Source organism: Streptomyces sp. NPDC048420 (assembly GCF_040651535.1).
GTDB lineage: Bacteria > Actinomycetota > Actinomycetes > Streptomycetales > Streptomycetaceae > Streptomyces.
Map to the genome: position 1 here is coordinate 78,890 of NZ_JBEZKG010000002.1, position 23,923 is coordinate 102,812.

30 protein-coding genes, 2 pseudogenes and 1 riboswitch are annotated in these 23,923 nt (G+C 68.8%); of the genes and pseudogenes, 17 read left to right on the forward strand and 15 right to left on the reverse strand.

Annotation, left to right across the window (positions count from 1 at the left end; all coding sequences use genetic code 11):
- Nucleotides 1-295: 295 nt before the first annotated feature.
- Nucleotides 296-781 carry a hypothetical protein gene (locus AB0D34_RS03045; RefSeq protein ID WP_362655600.1) on the reverse strand — a complete coding sequence of 162 codons (486 nt, stop codon included), beginning with the start codon at nt 779-781 and terminating at the stop codon, nt 296-298.
- 149 nt (nt 782-930) lie between these two features.
- On the opposite strand from AB0D34_RS03045, the gene AB0D34_RS03050 reads away from it, so the two are divergent.
- Entirely contained in the window at nt 931-1,407 is a 477-nt protein-coding gene (locus AB0D34_RS03050) for a hypothetical protein (RefSeq protein ID WP_362655603.1), read from the forward strand.
- Between the two features lie 13 nt (nt 1,408-1,420).
- Here the strand turns inward: AB0D34_RS03050 and AB0D34_RS03055 are convergent, their stop codons facing one another.
- Complete coding sequence (locus AB0D34_RS03055) at nt 1,421-2,095, reverse strand: DUF6445 family protein (RefSeq protein ID WP_362655606.1); 675 nt, start codon at nt 2,093-2,095, stop codon at nt 1,421-1,423.
- 224 nt (nt 2,096-2,319) lie between these two features.
- Between AB0D34_RS03055 and AB0D34_RS03060 the strand changes: the two genes are divergently transcribed.
- The gene (locus tag AB0D34_RS03060; protein ID WP_362656611.1) at nt 2,320-3,081 is read left to right on the forward strand and encodes a DUF4142 domain-containing protein; all 762 of its coding nucleotides are present in this window, start codon (nt 2,320-2,322) and stop codon (nt 3,079-3,081) included.
- A gap of 5 nt (nt 3,082-3,086) precedes the next feature.
- On the opposite strand, the gene AB0D34_RS03065 is transcribed toward AB0D34_RS03060, so the two are convergent.
- On the reverse strand, nt 3,087-4,748 hold the full coding sequence (locus AB0D34_RS03065) for an alpha-amylase family glycosyl hydrolase (protein ID WP_362655609.1): 1,662 nt from the start codon (nt 4,746-4,748) through the stop codon (nt 3,087-3,089).
- 285 nt (nt 4,749-5,033) lie between these two features.
- Here AB0D34_RS03065 and AB0D34_RS03070 point away from each other — a divergent pair, with 285 nt between their 5' ends.
- Complete coding sequence (locus tag AB0D34_RS03070; protein WP_362655611.1) at nt 5,034-5,954, forward strand: LAETG motif-containing sortase-dependent surface protein; 921 nt, start codon at nt 5,034-5,036, stop codon at nt 5,952-5,954.
- A 139-nt stretch (nt 5,955-6,093) separates the two neighbouring features.
- On the opposite strand, the gene AB0D34_RS03075 is transcribed toward AB0D34_RS03070, so the two are convergent.
- Nucleotides 6,094-6,669: a dihydrofolate reductase family protein gene (locus tag AB0D34_RS03075; protein WP_362655614.1), complete on the reverse strand. Its 576-nt coding sequence runs from the start codon at nt 6,667-6,669 to the stop codon at nt 6,094-6,096.
- Between the two features lie 117 nt (nt 6,670-6,786).
- Here AB0D34_RS03075 and AB0D34_RS03080 point away from each other — a divergent pair, with 117 nt between their 5' ends.
- From AB0D34_RS03080 to AB0D34_RS03090, 3 genes are all read left to right on the forward strand, one after another.
- On the forward strand, nt 6,787-7,020 hold the full coding sequence (locus AB0D34_RS03080; protein ID WP_362655617.1) for a hypothetical protein: 234 nt from the start codon (nt 6,787-6,789) through the stop codon (nt 7,018-7,020).
- The gene (locus AB0D34_RS03085) at nt 7,017-7,280 is read left to right on the forward strand and encodes a hypothetical protein (RefSeq protein ID WP_362655619.1); all 264 of its coding nucleotides are present in this window, start codon (nt 7,017-7,019) and stop codon (nt 7,278-7,280) included. Before AB0D34_RS03080 ends, AB0D34_RS03085 begins: the two co-directional genes overlap by 4 nt.
- 191 nt (nt 7,281-7,471) lie before the next feature.
- Complete coding sequence (locus AB0D34_RS03090) at nt 7,472-7,852, forward strand: hypothetical protein (protein WP_362655622.1); 381 nt, start codon at nt 7,472-7,474, stop codon at nt 7,850-7,852.
- On the opposite strand, the gene AB0D34_RS03095 is transcribed toward AB0D34_RS03090, so the two are convergent.
- A complete protein-coding gene (locus AB0D34_RS03095; protein WP_362655625.1) occupies nt 7,849-8,424 on the reverse strand; it encodes a dihydrofolate reductase family protein in 576 nt (191 codons plus the stop codon). The two genes, AB0D34_RS03090 and AB0D34_RS03095, sit on opposite strands and share 4 nt — an antisense overlap.
- 126 nt (nt 8,425-8,550) lie before the next feature.
- Between AB0D34_RS03095 and AB0D34_RS03100 the strand changes: the two genes are divergently transcribed.
- The 5 genes from AB0D34_RS03100 (at nt 8,551) to AB0D34_RS03120 (ending at nt 12,909) form a co-directional block, all read left to right on the forward strand.
- Nucleotides 8,551-9,135, forward strand: coding sequence for a hypothetical protein (locus AB0D34_RS03100; RefSeq protein WP_362655628.1), 585 nt, complete (start codon nt 8,551-8,553; stop codon nt 9,133-9,135).
- Nucleotides 9,136-9,288: 153 nt separating this feature from the next.
- The gene (locus tag AB0D34_RS03105) at nt 9,289-9,588 is read left to right on the forward strand and encodes a PH domain-containing protein (protein ID WP_362655631.1); all 300 of its coding nucleotides are present in this window, start codon (nt 9,289-9,291) and stop codon (nt 9,586-9,588) included.
- Nucleotides 9,589-9,748: 160 nt separating this feature from the next.
- Nucleotides 9,749-11,002 carry a threonine--tRNA ligase gene (thrS, locus tag AB0D34_RS03110; RefSeq protein WP_362655634.1) on the forward strand — a complete coding sequence of 418 codons (1,254 nt, stop codon included), beginning with the start codon at nt 9,749-9,751 and terminating at the stop codon, nt 11,000-11,002.
- A 50-nt stretch (nt 11,003-11,052) separates the two neighbouring features.
- Nucleotides 11,053-12,015 carry a nucleoside hydrolase gene (locus tag AB0D34_RS03115; protein WP_362655637.1) on the forward strand — a complete coding sequence of 321 codons (963 nt, stop codon included), beginning with the start codon at nt 11,053-11,055 and terminating at the stop codon, nt 12,013-12,015.
- Between the two features lie 303 nt (nt 12,016-12,318).
- A complete protein-coding gene (locus tag AB0D34_RS03120; RefSeq protein ID WP_362655638.1) occupies nt 12,319-12,909 on the forward strand; it encodes a class I SAM-dependent methyltransferase in 591 nt (196 codons plus the stop codon).
- Here AB0D34_RS03120 and AB0D34_RS03125 read toward each other — a convergent pair.
- Nucleotides 12,906-14,024, reverse strand: coding sequence for a HoxN/HupN/NixA family nickel/cobalt transporter (locus AB0D34_RS03125; protein WP_362655640.1), 1,119 nt, complete (start codon nt 14,022-14,024; stop codon nt 12,906-12,908). The genes AB0D34_RS03120 and AB0D34_RS03125 overlap by 4 nt on opposite strands.
- Nucleotides 14,025-14,052: 28 nt before the next feature.
- Nucleotides 14,053-14,271, reverse strand: a riboswitch (cobalamin riboswitch).
- A 186-nt stretch (nt 14,272-14,457) separates the two neighbouring features.
- Between AB0D34_RS03125 and AB0D34_RS03130 the strand changes: the two genes are divergently transcribed.
- Both AB0D34_RS03130 and AB0D34_RS03135 read left to right on the forward strand, forming a co-directional pair.
- Nucleotides 14,458-14,805: a metalloregulator ArsR/SmtB family transcription factor gene (locus tag AB0D34_RS03130; RefSeq protein ID WP_362655643.1), complete on the forward strand. Its 348-nt coding sequence runs from the start codon at nt 14,458-14,460 to the stop codon at nt 14,803-14,805.
- Between the two features lie 113 nt (nt 14,806-14,918).
- Nucleotides 14,919-15,692, forward strand: a pseudogene (locus AB0D34_RS03135) (IS630 family transposase); the annotation flags it as partial.
- Between the two features lie 197 nt (nt 15,693-15,889).
- Here AB0D34_RS03135 and AB0D34_RS03140 read toward each other — a convergent pair.
- From AB0D34_RS03140 to AB0D34_RS03160, 5 genes are all read right to left on the reverse strand, one after another.
- Nucleotides 15,890-16,177: a hypothetical protein gene (locus AB0D34_RS03140; protein ID WP_362655646.1), complete on the reverse strand. Its 288-nt coding sequence runs from the start codon at nt 16,175-16,177 to the stop codon at nt 15,890-15,892.
- A gap of 218 nt (nt 16,178-16,395) precedes the next feature.
- On the reverse strand, nt 16,396-16,788 hold the full coding sequence (locus AB0D34_RS03145; RefSeq protein ID WP_362655649.1) for a nuclear transport factor 2 family protein: 393 nt from the start codon (nt 16,786-16,788) through the stop codon (nt 16,396-16,398).
- A gap of 452 nt (nt 16,789-17,240) precedes the next feature.
- A complete protein-coding gene (locus tag AB0D34_RS03150; RefSeq protein WP_362655652.1) occupies nt 17,241-17,462 on the reverse strand; it encodes a type II toxin-antitoxin system VapB family antitoxin in 222 nt (73 codons plus the stop codon).
- Between the two features lie 64 nt (nt 17,463-17,526).
- Complete coding sequence (locus AB0D34_RS03155; protein WP_362655654.1) at nt 17,527-17,721, reverse strand: DUF397 domain-containing protein; 195 nt, start codon at nt 17,719-17,721, stop codon at nt 17,527-17,529.
- 4 nt (nt 17,722-17,725) lie between these two features.
- Nucleotides 17,726-18,613: a helix-turn-helix transcriptional regulator gene (locus AB0D34_RS03160; protein ID WP_362655657.1), complete on the reverse strand. Its 888-nt coding sequence runs from the start codon at nt 18,611-18,613 to the stop codon at nt 17,726-17,728.
- A 220-nt stretch (nt 18,614-18,833) separates the two neighbouring features.
- Between AB0D34_RS03160 and AB0D34_RS03165 the strand changes: the two genes are divergently transcribed.
- The 4 genes from AB0D34_RS03165 (at nt 18,834) to AB0D34_RS03180 (ending at nt 21,150) form a co-directional block, all read left to right on the forward strand.
- Nucleotides 18,834-19,277 carry an ATP-binding protein gene (locus AB0D34_RS03165; protein WP_362655660.1) on the forward strand — a complete coding sequence of 148 codons (444 nt, stop codon included), beginning with the start codon at nt 18,834-18,836 and terminating at the stop codon, nt 19,275-19,277.
- 210 nt (nt 19,278-19,487) lie between these two features.
- A complete protein-coding gene (locus tag AB0D34_RS03170; protein WP_362655663.1) occupies nt 19,488-19,823 on the forward strand; it encodes a hypothetical protein in 336 nt (111 codons plus the stop codon).
- 148 nt (nt 19,824-19,971) lie between these two features.
- Complete coding sequence (locus AB0D34_RS03175) at nt 19,972-20,463, forward strand: SLATT domain-containing protein (RefSeq protein ID WP_362655665.1); 492 nt, start codon at nt 19,972-19,974, stop codon at nt 20,461-20,463.
- A 300-nt stretch (nt 20,464-20,763) separates the two neighbouring features.
- Nucleotides 20,764-21,150: a hypothetical protein gene (locus AB0D34_RS03180; protein WP_362655668.1), complete on the forward strand. Its 387-nt coding sequence runs from the start codon at nt 20,764-20,766 to the stop codon at nt 21,148-21,150.
- Nucleotides 21,151-21,364: 214 nt separating this feature from the next.
- Here the strand turns inward: AB0D34_RS03180 and AB0D34_RS03185 are convergent, their stop codons facing one another.
- From AB0D34_RS03185 to AB0D34_RS03200, 4 genes and pseudogenes are all read right to left on the reverse strand, one after another.
- On the reverse strand, nt 21,365-21,937 hold the full coding sequence (locus AB0D34_RS03185) for an NUDIX domain-containing protein (RefSeq protein ID WP_362655671.1): 573 nt from the start codon (nt 21,935-21,937) through the stop codon (nt 21,365-21,367).
- 105 nt (nt 21,938-22,042) lie between these two features.
- Nucleotides 22,043-22,222: pseudogene (locus AB0D34_RS03190) on the reverse strand (EamA family transporter); the annotation flags it as partial.
- A gap of 56 nt (nt 22,223-22,278) precedes the next feature.
- Nucleotides 22,279-22,836, reverse strand: a complete 558-nt coding sequence (locus tag AB0D34_RS03195) for a dihydrofolate reductase family protein (RefSeq protein ID WP_362655673.1) — start codon at nt 22,834-22,836, stop codon at nt 22,279-22,281.
- A gap of 81 nt (nt 22,837-22,917) precedes the next feature.
- A complete protein-coding gene (locus AB0D34_RS03200) occupies nt 22,918-23,874 on the reverse strand; it encodes a sigma-70 family RNA polymerase sigma factor (protein ID WP_362655676.1) in 957 nt (318 codons plus the stop codon).
- Nucleotides 23,875-23,923 lie beyond the last annotated feature (49 nt).

Genomic DNA, 23,923 nt, shown 5'->3' on the forward strand with positions numbered 1-23,923 from the left:
GGTGGTGGCCCGGAGCGCGCTACGGCGGGCCCCGCCCGGGGCACGGTACGGCGGGCCCGCCCGGGGCTGGCTGCCTCACGTCGGCGCCGGCCTCATTACGCCCCCTCCGTGGCACCGCGGGTACGGCGCCCCCACCCGGGTCTCCCTCACGCCGACGCTGACCGTGCACCACCCTCCGAGGCGCCCGCCGCACCACCGCGCACCCCGTCGTCACCGCCCCGGCCGGGGCGGTGACGGCCCGGAGCGCGTACGGCTTCAGCCGCAGCCGCCGGGCCGGCCTCCCCGCCGTCCGGGATCAGATCCGGCTCTCCGGCCGGTACACCGCCAGTGACCAGATCACGAAGAAGGCGATGCCGATCATGATGACCGACCAGAACGGCGCGTAGGGCAGGAACAGGAACTGGGCGACCATGCTCAGCGAGGCCAGGAAGATACCGGTCATCCGGGCCCAGGCCGCGCCCCTGAGGACGAACGCGCCGGTGACGGCGGCGAGGGTGCCCAGGCAGAGCAGGATCACGCCCCAGCTGGTGAAGTTCATCTTGTAGACGTAGTCGCCGATGCGGGTCCAGACGTCGTCGTCCGCGAGCAGGGAGATGCCCTGGAAGACCGCCAGGATGCCGTGCATCAGCATCAGCACACCGGCGAAGACGACCCCGCCGGCGGCCCAGGCCGTCTCCGCGGGCGTGGGGCCGAGGCCCGGCGCCGGAGTCGAGGGCATGCCCGCCGAGGGTTGCTGCGTCCCGCCGACGGGCGGCGGTGTGGCGTGCGGTCGCTGCGTCATGGCCGTGTCCCACCTTTCGTGGTCGATGTGCTTCGACCATCCGGCGCCGCGGGTCCGCCCACCACGGGAGTGGGCCGTTCGGGTGACGTCGGGCGTGCGGCCGTACGGGGACGGAACTTCACTGGAGCGAGACCCACCCTGGAGGCAAGATGACCCGCTGGACGACGGCCACGCTGCTGACCGCTCTGACCCTCACCGGCCTGACCGGCCTGACCGCCTGCTCCGACGACGACACCCCGTCCTCGGTGGCGAGCGTGGCGAGCGAGGTCGCCTCCGCCGCCTCCCGGGCCGGGGACGCGGTGGCGTCGGCGACTGCCGAGGCGGGCAGACGGTTCGACGACATCAAGAACGGCGTCGACGCCGAGGACGACGTACGGCTCGGCACCCCCGCCACCGCCTCCGACGGCCGTACGACGGTCGGGGTCACCGCTGCCAACAGCGCGGACTCGGCGAAGTCCTACGCCGTCCAGGTCGACTTCACCGACGGTTCGGGCAAGCTGCTGGACGCGGTGGTGGTCACGGTCCGGGACGTCCCGGCGGGCGGCTCCGGGAAGGGCACCGCCCGCAGTACGCACGCCCTGTCGGGGGACGTGCGGGCGAAGGTGGCCCGGGCGGTGCGCTACTGACCCTCGGCCGGAGTCACGCCATCCAGAAGAAGACCGCCGTCATCCGCTTCTCCTCCAGCGTGCCGCCGTAGTAACCGGTGGCGCTGTGCACGAGGTTGGCGTTGTAGAGGAGCAGCCGGTTGTACCTGTGCGGCACCCGTACGTCCTCCTCGAAGGCGTCGGGCGCCACGAACCGGGTGCCGAGGGCCTCGACGAGGTTGTTGTGCGGGGCCTGCACGACGTTCCCGCCGAGCCGGCCGCCGGGCATGGACTGCCGGTAGAAACTGGTGCCGCAGTCCTTGGGGACACCGGGGTTGAGGTACAGCACGGCCGCGTACCTGCACAGCGCCCGGGAGTCGGTGTGCGGCCGGGGCTCGCTCTCGCCCTCCCCGACGACCTGTACGCAGTTGTGGTTGAGGGTGCCCCCGCCGGGCGCCCGCTGCACCCACAGCTCCCTGGCCCCGGTGGCCTGCTTCACCAGCCGCTCCACCCGGCCGAGTTCGGCGGGTTCGAGCCCCGGCATGGTCCGCAGCCCCGGCCAGGTCTCCGAGGTGTACGGATACCCCTTCACCCAGTCGTCCTTGGCGAGACAGCGGTCCCGTACGGCGTCGGCGTCCGGGAGTACGTCGTCGATCACCCAGTAGTCGCGGCCCTTGGTGGGCTTGCGGTAGGGGAGGACGGGCAGAGACCGCTGCTGTGGCATGGACATGCAGCGAATCTAGGTCGAGGGTCCGTCAGGTCTCTCCCGCGATTTCCCCAGGACTTCGCCGCGAACAGGTCAACGAACGGTCAACCGTGAACAGGGGCCCGGGCGGACCTCCGGAACGACGATGAACGCCGGCGCCTCCGCTTCCGTACTTCTGTGCGTCCAGCCCGCCTCCCCGGCGGGATTCCTACCGGGCAGGAGGCACGGTGCCACTCTCGCGCAACGCGATGGGAACGCTGTTCGTCGGCGGAGCCCTCACATTGACCCTCGGCGCACTCGCCTATCCGTCGATGCTCGGAGTGAGCAACGCCTCCACCGCACAGGACAGAGTGATCGCACAGACGCAGTGGGGCCCGCTGACCGAGCTGGACCGGGACTTCGTCGTCAAGGTGCGGGCGGCGGGCCTGTGGGAGTACCCGCTCGGCGAGGTCGCCCTGCAGAAGGGCACCACCCCGGAGGTGAAGGAAGCCGGACGGCACCTCATCGACGGACACGCGGCCCTGGACGCCGCCTGCCGCAAGATCGCACCGATGCTCAACATCACCATCCCGAACGTGGCGAGCCCGCAGCAGGTCGGCTTCGTGAACACGATCGAGTCGAGCGACGGCCAGCAGTTCGACACGAACTTCGCCAACATCCTGCGGGTCACGCACGGTTCGATCTTCAACACGATCTCGAAGGTCCGCTCCACCACCAAGAACTCCCTGGTGCGGTCGCTGGCCGACATGGCCAACGACACGGTGCTCGACCACATGACGGTCATGGAGAAGACCGGCTTCGTCAACTTCGACCAGGCCCTGTTCATGCAGACGACCCCGCCGAAGCTGCCCGACACCGACCTCACCCCGCCGGCCCCGCAGCCGGGCGCGCCGATGGTCGTCCTCACCCCACCGGCGAACCCGACGTCCACACCACTCGGGATCCCGGGCGAGAACGCGGGCGGCGCCGCCCCGGCGGCGGGCGCGACCCCGACCCCGACGGTCGGATAGCGGTCCTAGCCGAGCCAGGCCGTGGTGTCCGGACCCAGCTGCCCGTTCTCCAACGGGCTGCTGGTGAGCAGCACTTCCCCCGCCGGGAGCGGTACGGCCGTGTCCGAAAGGTTGGTGACGCACCGCCAGCCCTCGTGCCGGGCGAAGTCCAGCACGTCGGCCGGGGAGGCGTCCGCCCAGGTGAGCTCCTCCCCCTGGAGGAGCTTGCGGCGCAGGCGCAGGGCGGTGCGGTAGAGCTCCAGCGTGGAGCCCTCGGCGCCGTCCTGGGCCGCGACGGCGTACTCGGCGAACCAGTCCGGCTGCGGCAGCCAGGCACCACCCGCGCCGAAGCCGTACGACGGCCCCGTCGTCGCCCACGGCAGCGGCACCCGGCACCCGTCACGCCCCTTGCGGACCCGTCCCGTCTGCTCCCAGATCGGGTCCTGGAGCACCTCCACGGGCAGATCGGCGACCTCGGGCAGACCGAGTTCCTCGCCTTGGTAGACGTACGACGATCCCGGCAGCGCCAGCATGAGCAGCGTGGCCGCGCGAGCGCGCCGTAGCCCTTCCGAGAGGTCGATCGCGGGCGCGTGGCCGCCGGACAGCAGCCAGGCGTTCTCGTCGGTGCCCGGCGGGAGCACGAGCCGTGAGGCGTGCCGTACGACGTCGTGGTTGGAGAGCACCCAGGTCGCCGAGGCACGGGCCGCGTGTGCGGTGGCGAGGGAGCCGGTGATGACCTGGCGCAGCTCGGCGGCGTCCCAAGTGGTCTGGAGGTACTCGAAGTTGAAGGCCTGGCCGAGTTCGTCGGCGCGGGCGTACAGCGTGCGCCGCGGACCCGGCACCCAGGCCTCGGCGACGGCCGTACGGGGCGGGCTGTAGGAGTCCAGGATCGTGCGCCAGTCGCGGTAGATCTCGTGGACCTCGTCGCGGTCCCAGTAGGGATGGCTGCCCGGCGGCAGATGCTGCAGGGCCTCCTCCGCGACACCGGGCAGGTCGCCGAGGTCGCGCAGCGGTTCGGTCAGGTCCTTGACCAGGGCGTGGGCCACGTCCACGCGGAAGCCGTCGACCCCGCGGTCGGACCAGAAGCGCAGGGTGGTGCGGAAGTCCTCGCGGACCTCGGGGTTCGACCAGTTGAGGTCGGGCTGCTCGGGGGCGAACAGATGCAGGTACCACTGCCCGTCCGCCACCCGGCGCCAGGCGCTGCCGCCGAACACGGACTGCCAGTCGGTGGGCGGGAGTTCGCCGTGCGCACCGCGGCCGTCACGGAAGACGTACCGCTCGCGGGCCGTGGATCCGGGACCGGCGGCGAGCGCCTCCTGGAACCAGACATGCCGGCGGGAGGTGTGGTTGGGGACGAGGTCGACGATCACCTTGAGCCCGAGCCGGTGGGCCTCGGCGACCATGGCGTCGAAGTCGTCGAGGGTGCCCAGGCGCGGGTCGACGTTCCGGTAGTCGGCGACGTCGTAGCCGCCGTCGGCGAGTTCGGAGGGGTAGAAGGGGCTCAGCCACAGGGCGTCGGCGCCGAGGGCGGCCACATGTGTCAGGCGCTGGGTGACACCCCTGATGTCCCCGAGGCCGTCTCCGTCGGCGTCGGCGAAGCTGCGGGGGTAGACCTGGTAGACGACGGCCTGCCGCCACCAGTCCGGGTCGTTGCTGGAGAGGTCGGGCGTGGTGGTGCGGGTGGTCACGCGGGCTCCTCTGCGATGCGTGCGCAATACGTGTGCATTACGTGCGGTCCATACAGGCGACAAAGGGGATATCTGTCCACGTCATCGGAAAAGTGAACCTGGGGTTTATGCGGAGCTGGTCGTTCCTGGTGTGTCGAAATTGTGATGGCCTATGAACCGGCCTTGCAACACCGCAGGTTGACAGCATTCCGCCAGGAGATCCACGATGTGCAAACACCGTGGCGCATGTGACCAATGGGCCCAGTGTTTTCTGAGACCACTCACTCTCATTCTGACGGGATACGTATGTCCATAGCGAGACGTGTCACCATGCGGCGCCTGCTGGGGACGGGCGCCGCGACGCTCGCCTTCTCCGCTGCCCTCGCCTCCGTCGCCTCGGCCTCCGACTGCCCCGGCGGCAAGGGCTGGGAGAACGGCGGACACTACCAGCCGGGTACGGGCGCCGGCTCGAAGACCGAGACCGACCGCTGCGAGTTCTCCCTCGACGGCAAGAACTTCTACGCCTCGGTCAAGGTCGACGACCAGAACCTGAAGCCGGGCGACGACGGCAAGGTCCACGTCAAGGTCCGCGCCGCGGGCGACGCGTCCACCTGCACCGCCTCTCTCGCGTCCTACCTCGCACACGGCCCGACGTTCGCCACCTCGGGCGAGCAGGTCTTCCACGACTTCGACACCGTGACCGTCAAGGCCGGCTCCGTGGACTCCCTCGACGTCGCGATCCCCGACGCGGGCTGCTACGGGCAGGTCGACCTCTACCGGGGCAACACGAAGTTCGACGGCAAGCTCGACGCCAACGACGGCTTCACGCACGGCGACCTCCCCAAGGGCCCGGACCACCCGGTCATCAAGGACAAGCTGATCGCGGCCTGGAACGGCGGCACGAAGGACTGCACGACCACGCAGACCACGCCTCCGGCGACCCCGCCGGCCTCGGAGTCCACTCCCCCGGCCTCCGAGTCGACGCCTCCGGCCTCCGAGTCCACTCCCCCGGCCTCCGAGACCCCCTCGACGGACTCCCCGACCCCCTCCGCCTCGGAATCCACGACGTCCCCCGCCGTCCCCACCCCGAACGGTGGCGGCGACAACCTCGCGGAGACCGGCGCCAGCAGCAACACCCCGCTGATCGCGGGCGGTGCGGCGGTGCTCCTGGCGGGCGGCGCGGGCATCGTCCTGGCGACGCGCCGCCGTAAGGCTTCGCGCGCCTGACCCTTCTCTTCTGTTCCGCTCTCTTCTGTTCCGCAGGGCCGTCCCACCGCTTCAGTCGCGGTGGGGGCGGCCCTTTCGGCATGTCTGCCCGTGCCTGTGGCTGTGGCCGTGGCAGTGGCCGTGGCCGTGGCCGTGGCCGTCAGTGAAGCGTCGGCCGGTAGACGAGCTCCTGGATGTTCCCGTCGAGCGTCCGGGTCTCCAGCAGTTCCAGGTCGAAGTCGGACGCGCCCTGGAAGATCGGGTCGAGCCCGGTCCGCCCGGTGACGACAGGGAACAGCGTCACCTGCAGCCGGTCGACAAGGCCCGCGGCCATCAGCGCCCGGTTCATCGCCAGGCTCCCGTGCGAGCGCAACGGCACCTCGGACTCCTCCTTGAGCCGGGCCACGACGTCCACCGCGTCGCCCTTCACGACGCTCGCGTCCGGCCAGCCGAGGGAGTCGTCCAGGGTGGTCGACACCACGGTCGTCGGCAGGTTCCGCATCCGGGTGACCCAGGGGTCCCGCACCTCGGAGTCATCGGTGGCTTCGGCCAGCATCCGCGCGAAGGCCCGGAAGGTGGTGGCCCCGAAGACCATCCGCTGCTCGGCGCCGTACAGCTCGAGCCGACGGTCGAGCAGCTCGGGCCCCTGCTTGCCCCAGTACCCGGTCCAGTCGCCCCCGGCGGCGCCGTAGCCGTCGAGGCTGCAGAAGAAGTCGAAGGTGTAGGTGGCGGTCATGTGGTCCTCCTCGGCGGCGGTTGCTGTACCGATAGACCGGGCACGCGCGCGGAACTCATCGCTACGCGGTGACCTACGCACTGGCCGTAAAAATCGAACACATGATTGAATCCAGCAATGCGATCGTTCCCCGACGACCTCGCCCAGGCGCAGCGGGACTGGACCACCACCTACCGCAGGCTCGCCGAGCGCCCAGGCCACACGGACCTGCGCCGACGCCTGTACCGGCTGTCGGTCCAGCTGTTCTTCCATCCCCACTGGCAGCAACGGCGCCCCGGCCCCGCGGCCTGGCAGGAACTGCGCGCCCTGAGCCGGCCGGGCGCGGCCACGAGTGAGCGACGGCCCCGATGACGGGCGAGAGCACGGGCCCGGACACTCCGGAAGGTGCGTCCGCCCCCCTCCACGTCACCGTCCACCCACCGACCCCCAAAGGCGCCCGCCGCGTACGCGTGAACGGCGAACCCCTCGGCCTGGCCCACAACCTCTCCGACATCGCCGAGTTCCTCCGCCGAGCAGGGCTGGAGATCGACGCGGCGGAGGTGGCGGAGGCGGGGTGGATCGACTGGCGGGGGGTGGGGCCCTGGGGTTGGGATCCGGAGGTGAGGGGCTGACATGCGTCCCACCGGTCGGAACTCCAGCGTCGCCAGGTCCACTCATCGCTCAACGACCTGACCGACGGTCGGGCTTCGTCTGATCCGTAGCTCCAGCCCTACCGGATGAGTCGTGCGGCCTCGTGAGCTGTGGGGAACCGGCCTGTCTTCCGATGCGTCTCTCCGGCCAACACGTCGTGAGGGGGGCCGGATTGGACTCGGACAGTATTGCCGCGTGGTCGGGGCTTGCGGGAAATGTGATTGCCGTCCTCGTAGCTGTCCTCAGCCTACGAAAGGCCGAAAAGGCCTTGGCCCAGTCCGAAGCTCAGTCGGCACGCAGCCTCGCGAGAGCAGACGCGGCGCTGACCCAGGCGCAGCACATCGCGGAACGCACGCTGCAAGCGCACTACAACATCGACGGGGCCATGTCGGCCATCGCCTGGCGAGACCAGGTGATAGCGCTGCACGACCGAGGGCTGACACCTGCCCAGATCCGGGAGATCATGCTCCTGGAAGACGGGGGAGCGGGGTACGAAGCCAGTAATGGACGAATCGACGACATCGTACGAAACGTGAGTAGACGACTGCCTTAATGCAGGGTAGGTCGGTAGATCAGCTCCTGAGTGTGACCGTCGAACGTCCGGCTCTCGATCATTTCGAGGTCAAAGTCGCCCGCGCCCTCGAAGACCGGGTCGGTCCCGGTCCGACCGCTGATCACGGGGAAGATCGTCACCTGGACGCGGTCTACGAGCCCTGCGGCCATCAGGGCCCGGTTCAACGACAGGCTGCCGTGCGAGCGCAACGGCACCTCGGACTCTTGCTTGAGCCGGGCCACGACGTCCACGGCGTCCCCCTTCGCGACGCTCGCGTCCGGCCATGCGAAGGGTCCTGCGAGCGTCGTCGACACCACCGTCGTCGGCAGGCTTCGCATCCGGGAGTTCACCGGGTCGAGGTCGGCCTCTGGGATCGGGCCCAGCAGATCCACGAACTGCCGGAAGGTGTTGGCCCCGAGAACGATCCGCTGCTCCTGGCTGATCACGGCAAGGCGGTTGTCGAGGAACTCAGGGCCCTGTTTCCCCCAGTAGCCGCCCCAGTCGCCGTCGGGACCGTAGGAGCCGTAGCCGTCGAGCGTGGAAAAGACGTCCCAGGTGTAGATCGCGGTCATGGTGCTCTCCTCGTGTGCGGTTGCTGGCGTGTTGGGATTACAGACGAGGAACCATGACGAAACTCATCGCACGTGGACTCCACCACGCATGCATGCTGATATCCGCCAACAGAAACGGGGGCGTCGGTGGAAGCAAGCACAGCCCGCAGCGTGGTGCGTGCGCGCGTGGGATCGGGCCTGGCGGTGACGGTCCTGCTGCTGCCCTTCGGTGCATACGGGCTGGCCAGGACGGGGGTGCTCCCGGAAGGCACACCGATCGTGGTCGGCCTGCTGTCCGCGATCGTCGGCTTCGTCCTCCTGACCGCACTGTGCGAGGAGCGAGTCCCGTTCCGACACTCCTCGACGCACCTGACGGCGCGCACCTTGACCGGCGAACGGTCCGTCGACCTCAACCGGATCACCACTGTCCGGCTGCTGACGACCTTCTCGTACAACGGCGCGTACCGGACCCTGTTGGTACGCGACGCCCACGGTGTGTGCCTGGGTATCACGACCGAGAGAAGCCGCAGGAAGCTGCGCCGGGCGATCGAGAAGGCGGACGCGAACGCCGCGCGAGGTGTCCCCGGGCCCCGTGTGAGCCGTGCGGCCCGGACCCACCTGGGTCTTGCCCCAGAGCGAGGGCTCGTCGTCCACACGGTTCTCGCCTTTCTGCTTCTGACGGTGTCCGGGAGCCTGTACGTGGTTGCTGTACTCCGACTCGGCGGGCAGTGAGCCTTACGGCCCCGGAGCTGGTAGCACCGTGTTGCCGCGCTGGATGTCGAGACCGCCCCCTCGCCGCGCGCGGTCTCCCGCGCCACGTTGGCCACCAGGCACCAGGCACCAGCAGGCCGTCCGGTGTCTCTTCGCGCTCGCCGGTGTCCCCGCGTGTGCGGCGGTGTCCGCCTGGAACTCACCACGGAGACGATCGTCATGGTGAACCCCTGGGGCACCCACCACCTGCCGTGGTCCCGTGTCAGCGCGGTGAGTCTCGGCAACTGGGGCGCGCAGTTCCACACCACGGACGGCTTCACGTACACGGCCTACGCGCTGAGCGACCTCGCTTCCGGGACCCGGCAGGACAGGCGGTTCGCGGACATGCGGCGGATCGCTGAGACCCGGCTTCTTCACGGGGACCCGACTCAAGAGGCAGAAAACCCCTCGCCCCCTCCCCGCCCCTCCCCCTAGCCTCACCTCCATGCAGCGCGCCCAAGCACTCCCGTCGATCACGACGACGCCGGACCCAGTCCCGGCGCGCTGACACCTGATCAGTCCGAAGCCCCGGGGCGAGTGCCCCGGGGCTTCGTCGTTCCCGCCGGTTCCTCGCCCCACCGCGAGGGAGAACCCCATGAACCCCATGAATCCCAAGAGCTCCACCGACCCCCTGCACGACCACCGCCGACTCGGCCGTGAGCTCGACCTGTTCGACACCGACCCCCTGATGGGCGCGGGACTGCCGTACTGGCTGCCCGACGGGGCCGTCGTACGCCACATCCTGGAGGAGTACGTCAGGGAGGCCGAGCGGGCCGCCGGATACCGGCACGTGTACTCACCCGTCCTCGGCAAGCGCGAGCTGTACGAGATCTCCGGCCACTGGGACCACTACAGCGAGGACATGTTCCCGCCGATGCGGCTGGGCGGCGGTGAGGAGGTCGTCCTGCGCCCCAGCCTCTGCCCGCACCACGCCCTCATCTACCGTTCCCGCTCCCACAGCTACCGCGAACTCCCCCTCCGTATCGCCGAGTTGGGCGGCATGTACCGCTCCGAACTCTCCGGCGTCCTCGGCGGCCTCACCCGCGTCCGCTCCATCCAGCTCAACGACGCCCACATCTTCTGCACCCTGGAGCAGGCCGTGGACGAGGCCCGCGCCGCCCTCGCCCTCATCCGTCGCGCCTACGACGACCTCGGCATCCGAGCCGGCCGGTACCGCCTCTCGCTCCCGGGCGAGGGCGGCAAGTACGTCGCCGACCCGGAACTCTGGCGCCGCGCCACCGCCCTCCTCGTAGACGTCCTGGACGGCGTCGAGTACGAGTCCGTGGAGGGCGAGGCCGCCTTCTACGGCCCCAAGATCGACGTCCAGATCACCGATCCGGCCGGCCGCGAGTCCACCCTCTCCACCGTCCAGATCGACTTCCACCAGCCCGAACGCTTCGACCTGCACTACATCGGCCCCGACGGCGCGAAACACCGCCCGGTGATGGTCCACCGCAGCGTCATCGGGAGCGTGGAGCGGCTGGTCGCCCACCTCATCGAGGCACACGGCGGCGCCTTCCCGGTGTGGCTCGCCCCGGTCCAGCTCGTGGTCCTGCCGGTGGCGGAGGCGCAGGAGGAGAGGGCCGACGAGGCCGTACGACGGGCTCGCGCGCTCGGCATCCGCGCCGAACTGTCCGCTCCCGGCGACGGCACCCTCGGCGCACGGGTCCGCGCCGCGCGCCTCGTGCCGTACCAGGCGGTGATCGGGGAGCGGGAGGCCGACGCCGGCTGTGCCGCCGTACGACTGCGGGACGGCCGTAGGCCAGGAGCGGTGCCGCTCGACGAGCTGCTGGAGCGGATCGCCGCCCGGGCCGGTGATCGTGGGGCCGAACTCTGGGCGGCTGCGTAAGGTCGGACCCGTACGCCAGCGACGTACGCCAGTGACGAAAGGACCCCGCCGTGACCGGTCAGCCCATCCCGGTGATCATCGACTGCGACACCGGTGTCGACGACGCCCTGGCCCTGCTGTTCGCCGTACGGCATCCCGGCATCGACCTGCGCGCCGTCACCTGTGTCGCCGGGAACACCGACGTCGACGGCGTGGTCCGCAACACCCTGACCGTCCTGGAGCAGGCCGGGGCCGGGCACATCCCGGTCGCCCGCGGCGCCGAGCGGCCGCTGATCGAGCCCGTGCGCACCGCGCAGCACGTGCACGGCCTCGACGGCATGGGCGACCTGGGGCTGCCCGCGCCGACCCGGGTGGCGGTGGACGTGGACGCGGTGACGCTGCTGCGGCGGGAGATCCTCGCCTCCCCGCGCCCGGTCACCCTGATCCCCACGGCCCCGCTGACGAACATCGCCCTGTTGCTGCGCACCCACCCCGAAGTGGTGCGCAACATCGAGCGGATCGTGTTCATGGGCGGCGCGGTGGCGACCGGGAACGCCACGCCGGTCGCGGAGTTCAACGTCTGGCACGACCCCGAGGCGGCCGCCGTCCTGCTCACCGCGGGGGTGCCGATCACGATGTACGGCCTGGACGTCTTCGAGCGGGTCATCGTCCCGGCGGCGGACGTCCAGCGCCTGCGCGCCAGTTCGGAACCCTCCCTCCGCATGGCCGGCGAACTCCTCGCCCACCGCGACCCGGCCACCACCGGCGACCCCACCCCCACGGGCGGCCTCGGCGACGCGGGCGCGGTCTGCGCGGTCGTCGACCCGGACGGCCTGACCACCGAACTCCTCCCGGTGGAGGTCTCGTTGGTCCCCGGCCCGACCCGGGGCCAGACCGTCGTCGACCGCCGCCGCCGTCCTGGCGAGTCCGAGATCCACGAGGGCGAGCGTGAAGTGACCCTGGTGGACGTGGGGTTGGGCGTGGACGTGGAGCGGTACGTGAAGCTGTGGCTGACGGCGGTGGAGGGGGGCTGAGGGGGCGGGCCGTTCGGCCTGACCGTCCGGCGGTCAGGCTCCGACTCACCGGACGAGGTATGGACACCACGCGGTGCAGGCTCGTGTGCTTCAGCGCGGCAGGTTTCAGCGAGACGGCTGCTAGCCGAGGCCGACCGTGGAGGTGCCCTGCTGGTCGGCCTCGACGAGCTCTACGGTCGGGCAGTGCGGAGTCCAAGGCCTCCTGAACCCGCCGGTCAGCCTCTGCGGAGACAGAATGGAAACGAGCCGGAGCAATGAGAAAGGACCTTGCCCGCGAGGTCGTTGTCCTCGCATCATCTCCGGATGGACGACACACCGAGCCGCCTCCCCACCACCCTGCCCGCGTTGCGCGCCAAGGCACGCGACGCGGGTTTCAGCATGTCGAGCGAGGATCGCACAGGAAGCCTCCTGGCAGCACTCGCCGCCGCCAGGCCCGCGGGCCGGATCCTCGAACTCGGCACCGGAGTGGGGGAGGGCGCCGCCTGGCTCCTCAGCGGCATGGACAGCGACTCCCGCCTGACCACAGTCGAACTCGACCCCACCGTCCAAGCCATCGCCCAGGAACAGTTGGGAGACGACCCGCGGGTGACCTTCGTCTCCGGGGACGGCGGCGCATGGCTGGAGGACTTCGACGGCGCTCCTTTCGACCTCGTCTTCGCGGACACCTGGCCGGGCAAGTTCACGCACCTCGACCAGGCCCTGGAACTCGTGGCTCCCGGCGGGACCTACCTGATCGACGACCTCTTCCCCCAGCCCGGCTGGCCGGAGAGCCACGGCGCCTCCGTCAAGCGCCTTCTGGCCGAGCTGGACGAACGCGAGGACTTCCGCTGCGTCCGCATGGCATGGTCAAGCGGACTACTGATGGCGGTGCGCACCACGCGGTCACAGCACTAGCGGGAGTCGGCAGGCCGCGGCGTCCACCTCTGCTCCACCTTCGCGAGCCGCCAGTAGGCGATCGCCGCCGCCCACACCACCACGAACAGGCCGACGATGACGTAGCCGACATTGTCGAGGTCGATGTCGGCGATCCAGGTGGTGAGGTCGTCGGTGAGGTCGAGCTTTTCGTGCAGGACCCCGACGAGTTCGATCGTGCCGACGAAGAAGGCGACCGCAATGGACAGCCCGGTGATGGCGAGGTTGTAGAACACCTTGCGCACCGGGTTGGAGAAGGCCCACTGATAGGCGAAGTTCATGAACGTGCCGTCGAGCGTGTCGAACAGGCTCATCCCGGCGGCGAAGAGCAGCGGCAGGCACAGGATCGCGTACCAGGGCAGCCCGGCCGCCGCCCCCGACCCGGCCATCACCATCAGCGTGACCTCGGTGGCGGTGTCGAAGCCGAGCCCGAAGAGAAACCCCAGCGGATACATCTGCCCGGGCCGGGTGATGGACTTGGTGAGCCGCCCGAGGATCCGGTTCATGAACCCCCGCGAGTCCAGGTGGGATTCGAGCTCCTTCTCGTCGTACGTCCCCGCCCGCATCGCCCGGAAGACCTTCAGGATGCCGAGCAGGGCGACCAGATTGAGTGCGGCGATCAGATAGAGGAACGACCCGGAGACCGTCGTACCGAGAAACCCGAGCACCTGGTGGGTACTCGACCCCTCGTTCATGACCTTGCCGGCCAGCTGGGTGCCGCCGGCGATCAGCGCGGCCAGCAGCACCACGACGCTGGAGTGCCCGAGCGCGAACCAGAACCCCCCGGACACCGGCCGCTTGCCGTCCGCCATCAGCTTGCGGGTGGTGTTGTCGATCGCGGCAATGTGGTCGGCGTCGAAGGCGTGCCGCATACCGAGGGTGTAGGCGGTGATGCCGAGCCCGATACCGAAGGCCTTGTCGCCGACTTCGTAGTGCTCCGGGACAACAAGCAGAAAAAGAATCCCGAAGGCGACGACGTGCAGGCCGGCTATGGCGGCCATCAGACCGATGGTCTTGACGGTGTCCTCCCGCCGCCAGCGAAAGGAGGAGGCGGCGGCGGAAGCGGCGGCGCTCTCGGGCAGGCCAGGATCAGTCATACGGTGGTCACTCCAGCACCTCGTGGATGAACGCGTGAGCTGCCGTGGCCGGTCTCCTGGCTTACGGGTCGTGCGTCTCCCGGCCCGCCTTCCCGGCCGCGTACTGACGGCCAGTGGCTGTCCCGTGAGGGACATGGGCGGAAAACTCCCCGATCACAGTGGCGAGGGCCGCGCCGGCATGAACCCCCTGAGGGATCGTCACCGGCTTCCCGAGCACCACGGCCCGACCACGGTAGGGGCACTGGCGGTCCCCTGCATAGCTGCATACCTACGCAGGTATGAAAGATCACATACGGCCGCCTGGCCGGACGGTGATGTTTAACTGCTCCTGCGAGGGCGTCCCGGCGAGATCTCGTCCTGCTCGGGCGCCCCCCGCTGGATCCCGTCGTGCGAGGGCGCCTCCCGCGGGATCGCGTCCTGCGAGGATGACCCCATGCATCTCGTCCCGCCCGACCGAGCGGACCGCCGCACCATCGACGGACACCGGGTGTGCGACGCCATCGAGGCGATCGGCGACCCGGGGCATGTCCGCGCCTGGTCGGACCGCTTCGCCCTCCTGGCCGACCCGAACAGGCTGTCCCTGCTCCTCGCCCTGCACCGAACCGGCCCCCTGGCCGTCTCCGACCTCGCGATCGCCACGGGGATGAACGACCCCGCCGTATCGCAGGCGCTGCGGCTGCTGCGGGCGGCGGGGGTTGTGGCGGGGGAGAAGGAGGGGCGGGTGGTTCGGTATTCGGTGGTGGATGAGGATGTGCGGGGGTTGTTGAAGCAGGTGTCCTGAGAGGGGGCGGCCCGTGCTCCAGCGGCCCGACCGGCCCTCAGCCTCAGACGACGTCGTGGATGTTGTGCTCGCGCAGGTCGGGTGCGTGCCGGACGACGGCGCGGTAGTCGGCGGCCGACTTCCTGGTCGCCGAGGGGGTGGTCGACGACATCAGCCACGAGGGCCTTCGGATCCTGCTCCGCGAGGAGGGCGTCTCCTTTCAACGCATGAAGACATGGAAGAACTCGCGCGACCCCGACTACGGAGCCAAGAAGGCCAGGGTCGAGCACCTCTACGCGATCGCCGACAGAGAGGTCATACCCGACGACGGCGACCCGAAGTCGTCTTCTGCCTGGACGAGTTCGGGCCGCTCAACCTCCAGCCCCACCCGGGGCGGCAGTGGGCTGAGCGCGGAGGGCAGCACAAGGACCCGGCCGGGAGCCGAGGCCCCGCCGACGGGCGACCTACACCCGCCCGCACGGGTCCGGAACCTGTTCGCCGCCTACGACCTGGGCAAGGACAGGCTCTACGGCCATATCAAGCCGAGAAAGCACCGCACGAGGTTCCTGGAGTTCTGCCGCTATCTGCGCAGCCTCTACCCGCCTCAGGTCCGGATCGCGGTCGTGCTCGACAACTTCTCCCCGCACCTGGCTACGAAGAAGGACAGCCGGGTCGGCGACTGGGCCGCGGCGCATAACGTCGAGCTCGCCTACACGCCGACTTACAGCTCCTGGCTGAACCGCATCGAGGCCCAGTTCACCGCCCTGCGCTACTTCGCGCTGGACGGCACCGACCGCACCAGCCACAAGGAGCAGGGCAGCATGATCCGCCGCTACATCATCTGGCGGAACAAGCACGCTGCCGACGAACGCCTCCGCGTGGTCGTCACCCGCGCGAACGTGGCCTGAGCCAGCGCAGCACCCGGTGGTTCATGGCAGTCTCCCGGGACTGCGGCTCCCAGATGACCAGGCGGTACTCCACCGCGAGCTCCTTCCTGTTGCGGCACTGGCTGACCTGACGCTGTTCGATCGCGTGAAAAGGCTCTCCGTCGGCGGCATCCGCGCCGTTGGGACCGGCACAGCACTGCCCCGAGGCGGCTGATCACCTAGGCGGACACATATGTGAGTGCCGGATACACCTCCGGGTCGCCCTCGACACCGGCCTCACGGAGGATCGGAACGAGGATTTCGGCGAAGCTGTTGAGGGCCTCCTCGGACTCCCAGACGTCGACGACGCGGAAGGTGCTCTCGCCCTGTCCCGCGATGTGTGCGAGCAAGCCTTCTACGGGCCAGTCGGCTGGAGATTCCATCCGGTTCTTGCCCCCCGTCAACTTGCGGCAGGTCTCCTCGTACTGCTCCTGTGTGAACTCGGGGGAGATGAGGACGATCGGCATTTGGGTCCTTCCAGATCGCGGAGACGCGGCATGGGCTGCCACGCCTGGGCCGGAATCAGGCGACGGCGACGTCCGCCTTTTCACATAGCGATCCTGGGCCGCGTCGCATCATTGCGCATGACTTGCTGCTCCACACGAGACGGGGTGGCTCTATTCACGAGTCGTGGTTCTGGCTCAACTTCTGTGGAACCGCACGCTGAGTGGCGGGTTGTGTGTCGCTACGACCAGAACTCGTCGTACGCCTTCTGATCGGACCAGAGGTCCCAGCCCTCGGTGATCCTTCCGTCCCGGATGTGGAAAACGATCACGTAGTCCATGTCGAGCTCCTTGCCTTCACGCGAGGCCGTGACGTGGAGCAGGGCGACCGTGTGCTGGTCGTTGGCGAGCACATCATGGAGTTGCGGGCGATACGTACCCCCTGAGAGCTGGAACTCCTTCTGGAACGCAGCGAACGCGGCCTCACGACCGTGGTACTCGCCGGCCAACGGGCTCTGGCCGGGGTTATGCCACACCACATCGGGGTGGAACACCTCCGCCAGCGTCTTCATGTCGCCTGCCGTGAAGGCGGCCATGGCCCGCTGAAACACGGCAATGTTCGGATGATCAGTCATCGCAGCCTCCTCTGGCCTCTGGCCCGCGAACGTAACCGGAAGCTGGATGGACAGCCGCAGGCGCACCGGGCCGGCCGGCCCCGCCTACCCGATCGGGCGCAACGGGAGCCGTGGCGACCTCCGACATCTGCGCGCCAGCTCCCTCTGGACAAAGGCGCTCTCGTTCCAGGCGTCGGTGGCGCATTTCACTGATCACAGAAGTTGAGCCAGAGCCATTTCCGGCGAACATTCACGTCCCCACAGACCGCGCATCGCCTCCCAAACCGATGGACAAACGCTGCTGCTTGAAGTGAAAGAAGCCAGACGGAGTCCCGCCCGTCGAGAGGGCGAACGTTGCCTGATGCGGCACTAGCAGGAGGCGACAGCCCTGGCGTGGATGGAGTCGTGCCAGGCCGACTGCAGAGTGGGATCACGCAGCAGCCGGATCAGGTCGGACGTGTCCAGCAGGTGGATCATCGGTCGTTCTTCTCTGCCCGGTGCAGGCGCTCGGCGTCCTCCACGGCGCCCCACTCACGCGCGCGCTCGAAGTGCCGACTGATGCGCGCGGCACGCTTCTGCTGTTCGACGTAGAAGTTCAGGGCGAGGTTGACCGCCTCTTCCTTGGTCCCGACCTTGGCGACGGTCATGGCGCGTTCCAGGGCGTCATCGTCGATGTCGATCTGGGGCACGGACATGTGGCGCTCCCTGTCCGATGCGGGCGATGTACATCGAATAATTTGCTGACCCAGCAGTGCCGGCTTATTCGGGCCGCTCGCCGAGCACGGAGCGCAGGAAGGGGTGCCAGGCGCCGGGGGTGAGGAGGAGTACCGGGCCGTCGGAGTGCTTGGAGTCCCTGACGGCGACGGTGGTGGGTATGTTGCGGGCGACTTCGACGCACTCCTGGCCGGCGTCGCCTCCGCTGTAGCTGGACTTGGCGAACTCGAATTCGATCATCGACCTACATCTCCTTGCGAATGGCGTCGATCAGGTCAAGGGCTTTGCGCTCCGCCAGCCCGACCCGCGCGATGCGATCGTAGATGCGGCCGTGCCGTGCGGCGTCCTCCTCGTTCTCCAACCAGATCGTAGAAGACGGTACGTCCATATGTACGACGTCCAGCGCGCCTGGTTCGGTGAACGAGACGATGCTGAACGCGCCAGTCATGCCCGGGTTGGCTCCGGCCAGGAAGGGCACGACCTGCACCTGGACCGTGTCCAAACCTGCCATGTCGAGCAGATGTCCCAGTTGTTCCCTCATCACCTGGCGTCCACCGACCAGTTGGCGCAGTGCGCTCTCGTGGATCACGGCCCACAACGCCAGCGGACGGTCCGACCGCAGCCGCGCCTGACGAGCCAGCCGCGCCTCGACAAATGGCTCGATCTCGCTCGGGTCCTCCCACGATCCAGCACCGACCGCAACAGCGCGTGCGTAGTCGGGTGTTTGCAACAGGCCCGGGACAAAGGCGGGTTGCCAGGTCCGGATGCTGGTGGCGATGTCCTCCAGCGCGACGTACTCGACCATGGCGAGGAGTTGTGGGTACTGATTCCACCATCCCTTGGCCTTGCGCCTCTCCCGGTCCGTCCGCCCCAGGGTCAGCAGCCTCTCGATCACCGCTTCGTCGGCCTGGCCGTACAGATGGCACAGGGCCCTGATGTCCGGGTCGCGCATCGGCACCCCGCCGCGCTCCATCTTGGCGACCTTGGATGCGGTCGCCGACAGCGCCTCGGCCGCTTGAGGCTGGCGCATCCCGCACGCCTCACGCATGCGCAGCAGCTCACCACCCAGCCTCCGTGCCAGCACTGTCGACACGGTCCTGCCGCGATCAGGATCCCGCTCCCTGCCTGCCATCTCGTCTCCCTGCCACTGGGTTGGCCGAGCCATGAGGCGTCACCCTACGACAAGAAAGCCAGTCCGAAGACATATTTCTGGCGAACGAATTGCTGCACCAGCTCCGTAGGCCTTACTGTCAGTACTCAATCGCCCACTCAGTGCCACCGGTTGGCGGAAGGCACCGCTCTGCCCGCGCGGCAGAGCCACCCATCTGGCGTCGGCACGCACAAGGAGGTGCATGCCTGTGACCGACTGCTGTCCGCCGGGACCGGCCAAGTCCTACGACCGCTACGACGAGGTCAGTTACACCCCGTACCCGCGCAGCATCCCGCTCGCCAGGAGACACGTGGCTGAACTCGCCGTCGACTGGGGCCATCCGGGCCTGGCCGGCGACGCGGCGCTGGTAGCAAGCGAGTTGTGCACGAACGCACTGCTGCACGGGTGCCTGCGGGACCGTCTCTTCCGGGTCGAGACGTCCCTCACCGACACGGCACTGCGGATCGCGGTGACTGACCCGAGGGGTGAGCGTCTCCCCGGTGCCCGACTGTCCGAGGCCGACGACCAGTTCGGCCGGGGCCTGCTCATCGTTCGCGTGCTGGCGGGCCGGTGGGCCGTGGAGAGGCTGACCGTCGGCAAGACCGTGTGGGCGGAACTGGATCTCCTGAAGGTATGCGATGCGTAGCCTCCTGAGCCGGTTCCGCAGGTGCCGCACCGATACGGTGACCACACGGCAGCGAAGGGAGACCGGGATGACAGTCGTGTGGCGGAACGCGGTCACCGAGGCCTTGGCGGCCACCGGCTTCACGGGCGAGGTCGTCGAGCGCACAGTCGACGGCATCGGTGGCCGGCACAGCGTGGGCGCGTTGTCAGAAGCAGGTGGCATCGTGCCCGCATGGACACGCTCTTTGATCTTCCCGAACCGGAGATAACAGAAGAAGCTGTCATTACTCACTACCGACTGAGCGATGATCAGTATGGCTCCCGTGCCGAGCGGGACGCGATCTTTGCCGCTGAGCGCACCATGACGGCCGCTGTGGAAGAGGCGGGAGTCGGTGAAGTGGACGGGAACGAGTTCGGCGGAGGTGAAGCCGTGCTGTACGCCTACGGGACGGACGCCAAGGTGCTCTTCAAGGTCTTGGAGCCAACCCTTCGCGACCTGCCGTTCAGGCCGGCTCACGTTGTGCTGCGGTATGGGAGACAGGAGACAGAGACCCGAGTGGATCTGTGATGCGGTACAGCAGCGAAGTAGGTGGGGCGTGTTTGGCGGGCCAGCTCGCACACTGGACGGCGGAGGGGGCGCATCGATGCCATCGCGTGAGCCGGAGCATGGGTACAGGGATTCCAGGTGGTGGCCGATCTCGTTCAGGTCCGCCGGAATGCGCACACCGCCCGATCCGCCCGTGGAGGCCGATCCCTTCGTCGTCGTCTCCCACTATGTCGCCTGGTACGAGAAAGAGTTCGCTCGGTTACGGGTGATATCGCGGACCAGGGTGGACCGGGTGATCACGCTCATCGCTGCGCTGAACGCCGTGATCGCGGTCCTCGGGGTCGCTAGCGCAGCGTGGAAGTATCCGTGGTTCGGGATATCCAGCACCGCTCTGGCCGGGGTCTCCGGCATCGTGGCTGCGAAGAACAACCTCTTCAGGGACCAGGAGTTGTGGCAGCTGCGCTCCTCGGTCCTCGCCCGGATACAGCGGCTCAAGCAGGAGATGCAGTACCGCAAGGCGTCCGGCGAGGAGACGGCGCGGGTCGCGGAGGAGGCCCTGATGACCTTGAACGAGATTCTGGACGCCGATATTCAGGGATGGTCTGGGGTGAACCGGTCGGTGCTGCAGGTGATGCCTGGGAGCGAACCGCAGTCTCCGTAGCTGCCCCCGTCCGCGCTACGATCCGCAACGCCTCGACAACCTCATCATCAGTCACGGGTTCAGACTCTCGGCCCGGAGTGCGCGGAGGTGCCAGATGTGTGCCAGATCCTGCGGAGAACCATGGGGAAACAGCGGGGAACAGCGGGGAACAAGTCGGGGACCGCCTGCGCACCGTTCAAGGTCCGCCGCAGGTCAGCGGAGCAGCCGCCGCCAAAGGCCCCAAGCTTCCCAAGTTGATGTCCCACCAGAGCAACGGGAGTCGGCTAGGGCGGGCTGGCCACCTTCATGAACGATGCCCGAATGCGCTATTTCAACGGGACAGGATGGCTCGCGATCTTTACCGGGACTGAGACGATGATCGGTAGGACCAGAGACGTAGACGCCTGGGACGAGGCAACAGGCGTTGCCCTGGTGGTCGATCCCCAGCGCGGTATCCGCCGCCCGGTAACGGACTACCCCGACTTCTCCCACCTGGAGCCGGCCAGCCAAGTAGTAGCCGCCATACCCGGAGGGGGCTGGCGCGCGTTCTGGAAGGATGAGGGACCCGACAACGGGCCGTTGACCGAGCAAGTGCTTGCCTGGCTGATCACTGCCAAGGGAGGCGCCACCCCGATCACCGTCGGCGCGCGCGGGGATGTGGACGACGCCGAGAGTGCCGATCTCCTCATCCCACCCGGGGAGGAGTGAAGGTGCCACCAGGTGCGTGTCTAACTGCGTGACAACGCCAACGAACAGCGGCGGACGAGGAATAGTCAAGATCTGTGGATCAAGGTCTTTCGGTGCGTTTGTCGCATGAGTGCTCTCGTAGTCAGCGAACTAGCGCACCTTCGGTGCGCGCCGGGGGACCTGCAAATCGAAGGCGACAGCCCTACTTGGACCTTGGACGCGATCTATTTGCGCGTCAGAGGTCGTGGATGTTGGGGTGGGAGACGGCAGCCTCGGCGAACAGTCGGCGATAGAAAGGGCCGAGGCCGTCGGGGATGGCCATGGACTGGAATGCCTCCTCCGTCGGCACAAGACGGCGGTGGGTCATCTCGAATCGAGGGTCCCACGGAGCCAGACGCACCTCTGCTCGCCACATCGACCGGACCAGTACCAGCCCTTCCTCCGGGCCTCGCACGCAGACGCCCCGGCTGAATCCGAGGAGTCGGCAGTCCATCACCTCGGCGCAGGCTTCCTCACTGACCTCGCGGCGCATCGTGTCGACCCACTGCTCATGCCGCTCGGGTCGACCGCCGGGCAGGCCCCACCGCTGTCCGTCTGGGCTGACCACGACGATCCGATCGCCGACGACGCACACCGCCTCCGCGCCGTGTGGCGTACCCGGCGGCGGGTCAGAAGGTGGATACCACGCACCGCGCCATTCCTGACCGTTGATGGAGGCGGTGAAGTAGGCGCCGTTCCCAGCAATGTCGTTCATGGTTCCGTTCCAGCGATCGGTGGTAGCCGTTGCGGACCACCAGACGTCGGCCATTGTCGTCGCGCTGGTCGACCAACCCGACTATATGTGTGTTGACTTCGCCTTCCAGCGCGGCGGCCGGCATCCGCCTTGCGCCCTCGCGGACGATCCTCACCGCCCCCCCCACCCCGCCGTCACCGGTGCCATGAGGAACATCAGCGCGTTGACCGCGGTGACGCCGGAGCGTCGTAGGACGAGCCAGTGGAGGCCGTGGCCGCCGAACTTGGACAGCGTGACCAGCCAAGTCGTCGTCGGCCAGAACGAACCCGCACCGGGTGGGTTCGCTCCCATCGCCAGGGCGGCGGTCGTGAGCCTCTGCGTGCGGCGTTCGTAGAGAGGTCCGGCAGCCCGGGAACTCAGCCCGTCGCCCTCCGGTACCGCGTCAGGACGGCCGCGCCGGAGTGCTCCGCCGAGACGCATTCCAGGGGCGTGTACGCGGCACCCACGGGGAAGAGTCGGTCGCCCGTGCCCAGGATCGTGGGGAAGGTCAGCAGACGGTATTCGTCGACGAGGTCCTCGGCCATGAGTGCCCGTACGACGCTCAGGCTGCCGATGACGATCACATCGCGCTCCTCGCGCTTGACGACATCGAGGAGAGGGCCGTCGGCGACCCGGGAGTTCGCCCACGCCGAAGTGTCGGTCAGGGTGCGGGAGACGACCAGTTTCGGGGCTGTGTTCATCCGGGTGGAGAACGGGTCGTCGCGGCCGGGCCAGATGTGTGAGAACGCCTGCCAGGTCGTACGCCCCAGCAGCAGGACCCCGTCGTCCAGCGTGCCGCCGAGACGGAACTTGTCCCCGGCGACCGTTTCGCGGCCGTGCCGGAACGCCCAGCCGCCGCCCGGTGTGCCGCCGGAGCCGTCCGGGTCGGAGACGATCCCGTCCAGGGTGATGAACTCGATGACGATGACGCTCATGAGGGGAGTCCTGCCTTCCAGGAGTGGATGCTCGCCCGTACCTACCGGCGGCAGCGGCTCCACTCATCGCTCCCGGCCGGATCACCCGGAAGAAATCCGCCAGGGCAGGTCGAACGCCTCGAACACCCGCGGGTCGGCGAAGACCACGTTGCGCGCGACGCGGCCGCCGGTGACCGTGAACACCTGCAGCGTGTGCAGGTGGAGGGTGCCGTCGGGGTCGGGGGCGTAGGCGGCGAGCGCGGGCTGGCCGTTGGCCGTGAGGGGGGTTGTGGCCCAGCCCGTGCCGCGCATCCGGAACACGCGGTCCATGAAGCGGCCGTAGTCGCCACTGCCCCGGTACCACAGCGGCACCGGCGGCATCTCCAGGACCGCCTCGTCCGTGAGCAGCCGGACGAGGGCGGGGACGTCCGCCGCCTCGAACGCCCGCATGTATCGCTGGATCACCGCACGGGTCCCGGGGTCGTCCGGCTCCGCGATGTTTCGAACGCCGTCCGGCTCCGCGACGTTTCGAACCCCGTCCGCCTCCGCCAGAGCGGCCCGCGCCCGCTGCAACGCGCTGTTGACGGCCGCAGTCGTGGTCCAGAGCTGCTCGGCGACCTCGGCCGCGGTGAACTCCAGCACCTCGCGCAAGACCAGCACGGCCCGCTGCCGCGGGGGCAGCACCTGCATCGCCGCCACCAGCGCGAGCCGCAGGTCGGCGCGTACCTCGACGTCGAGCCTCGCGTCGGGGAACGGCTGCAACCAGGGAATGTCGAGGGCCGGTGTGAGGGGGGCTCCGGGGTCGTCGCTCGGGGCGCCCAGCCCGGACGGCAGCGGGCGCCGCGCCCGTCCTTCCAGCGCGGTCAGGCACACGTTGGTCGCGATCCGGTACAGCCAGGTCCGCACGGAGGCGCGGGCGGGGTCGTACCGGTCCCGGGCCTTCCAGGCGCGCAGCATCGTCTCCTGCACCAGGTCCTCGGCCTCGTGGAACGAGCCCAGCATCCGGTAGCAGTACGCCACCAACTCACCCCGGTACGGCTCGAGACACGGGGTCAGCATGGCGCACCCGGCAGCCGGGGAGCCAGGCCCGGGCGGCGGCCGGTAACCC

What these genes read in the sequence shown, in the direction of transcription:
- AB0D34_RS03045 (WP_362655600.1), bottom strand. Translation starts at nt 781, where the DNA reads ATGACGCAGCGACCGCACGCCACACCGCCGCCCGTCGGCGGGACGCAG.
- AB0D34_RS03050 (WP_362655603.1), top strand. Translation starts at nt 931, where the DNA reads ATGACCCGCTGGACGACGGCCACGCTGCTGACCGCTCTGACCCTCACC.
- AB0D34_RS03055 (WP_362655606.1), bottom strand. Translation starts at nt 2,095, where the DNA reads ATGTCCATGCCACAGCAGCGGTCTCTGCCCGTCCTCCCCTACCGCAAG.
- AB0D34_RS03060 (WP_362656611.1), top strand. Translation starts at nt 2,320, where the DNA reads ATGGGAACGCTGTTCGTCGGCGGAGCCCTCACATTGACCCTCGGCGCA.
- AB0D34_RS03070 (WP_362655611.1), top strand. Translation starts at nt 5,034, where the DNA reads ATGTCCATAGCGAGACGTGTCACCATGCGGCGCCTGCTGGGGACGGGC.
- AB0D34_RS03075 (WP_362655614.1), bottom strand. Translation starts at nt 6,669, where the DNA reads ATGACCGCCACCTACACCTTCGACTTCTTCTGCAGCCTCGACGGCTAC.
- AB0D34_RS03080 (WP_362655617.1), top strand. Translation starts at nt 6,787, where the DNA reads ATGCGATCGTTCCCCGACGACCTCGCCCAGGCGCAGCGGGACTGGACC.
- AB0D34_RS03085 (WP_362655619.1), top strand. Translation starts at nt 7,017, where the DNA reads ATGACGGGCGAGAGCACGGGCCCGGACACTCCGGAAGGTGCGTCCGCC.
- AB0D34_RS03095 (WP_362655625.1), bottom strand. Translation starts at nt 8,424, where the DNA reads ATGACCGCGATCTACACCTGGGACGTCTTTTCCACGCTCGACGGCTAC.
- thrS (WP_362655634.1), top strand. Translation starts at nt 9,749, where the DNA reads ATGAACCCCATGAATCCCAAGAGCTCCACCGACCCCCTGCACGACCAC.
- AB0D34_RS03120 (WP_362655638.1), top strand. Translation starts at nt 12,319, where the DNA reads ATGGACGACACACCGAGCCGCCTCCCCACCACCCTGCCCGCGTTGCGC.
- AB0D34_RS03125 (WP_362655640.1), bottom strand. Translation starts at nt 14,024, where the DNA reads ATGACTGATCCTGGCCTGCCCGAGAGCGCCGCCGCTTCCGCCGCCGCC.
- AB0D34_RS03130 (WP_362655643.1), top strand. Translation starts at nt 14,458, where the DNA reads ATGCATCTCGTCCCGCCCGACCGAGCGGACCGCCGCACCATCGACGGA.
- AB0D34_RS03140 (WP_362655646.1), bottom strand. Translation starts at nt 16,177, where the DNA reads ATGCCGATCGTCCTCATCTCCCCCGAGTTCACACAGGAGCAGTACGAG.
- AB0D34_RS03145 (WP_362655649.1), bottom strand. Translation starts at nt 16,788, where the DNA reads ATGACTGATCATCCGAACATTGCCGTGTTTCAGCGGGCCATGGCCGCC.
- AB0D34_RS03150 (WP_362655652.1), bottom strand. Translation starts at nt 17,462, where the DNA reads ATGTCCGTGCCCCAGATCGACATCGACGATGACGCCCTGGAACGCGCC.
- AB0D34_RS03155 (WP_362655654.1), bottom strand. Translation starts at nt 17,721, where the DNA reads ATGATCGAATTCGAGTTCGCCAAGTCCAGCTACAGCGGAGGCGACGCC.
- AB0D34_RS03160 (WP_362655657.1), bottom strand. Translation starts at nt 18,613, where the DNA reads ATGGCAGGCAGGGAGCGGGATCCTGATCGCGGCAGGACCGTGTCGACA.
- AB0D34_RS03165 (WP_362655660.1), top strand. Translation starts at nt 18,834, where the DNA reads ATGCCTGTGACCGACTGCTGTCCGCCGGGACCGGCCAAGTCCTACGAC.
- AB0D34_RS03170 (WP_362655663.1), top strand. Translation starts at nt 19,488, where the DNA reads ATGGACACGCTCTTTGATCTTCCCGAACCGGAGATAACAGAAGAAGCT.
- AB0D34_RS03175 (WP_362655665.1), top strand. Translation starts at nt 19,972, where the DNA reads ATGCGCACACCGCCCGATCCGCCCGTGGAGGCCGATCCCTTCGTCGTC.
- AB0D34_RS03180 (WP_362655668.1), top strand. Translation starts at nt 20,764, where the DNA reads ATGCGCTATTTCAACGGGACAGGATGGCTCGCGATCTTTACCGGGACT.
- AB0D34_RS03185 (WP_362655671.1), bottom strand. Translation starts at nt 21,937, where the DNA reads ATGGCCGACGTCTGGTGGTCCGCAACGGCTACCACCGATCGCTGGAAC.
- AB0D34_RS03195 (WP_362655673.1), bottom strand. Translation starts at nt 22,836, where the DNA reads ATGAGCGTCATCGTCATCGAGTTCATCACCCTGGACGGGATCGTCTCC.
- AB0D34_RS03200 (WP_362655676.1), bottom strand. Translation starts at nt 23,874, where the DNA reads ATGCTGACCCCGTGTCTCGAGCCGTACCGGGGTGAGTTGGTGGCGTAC.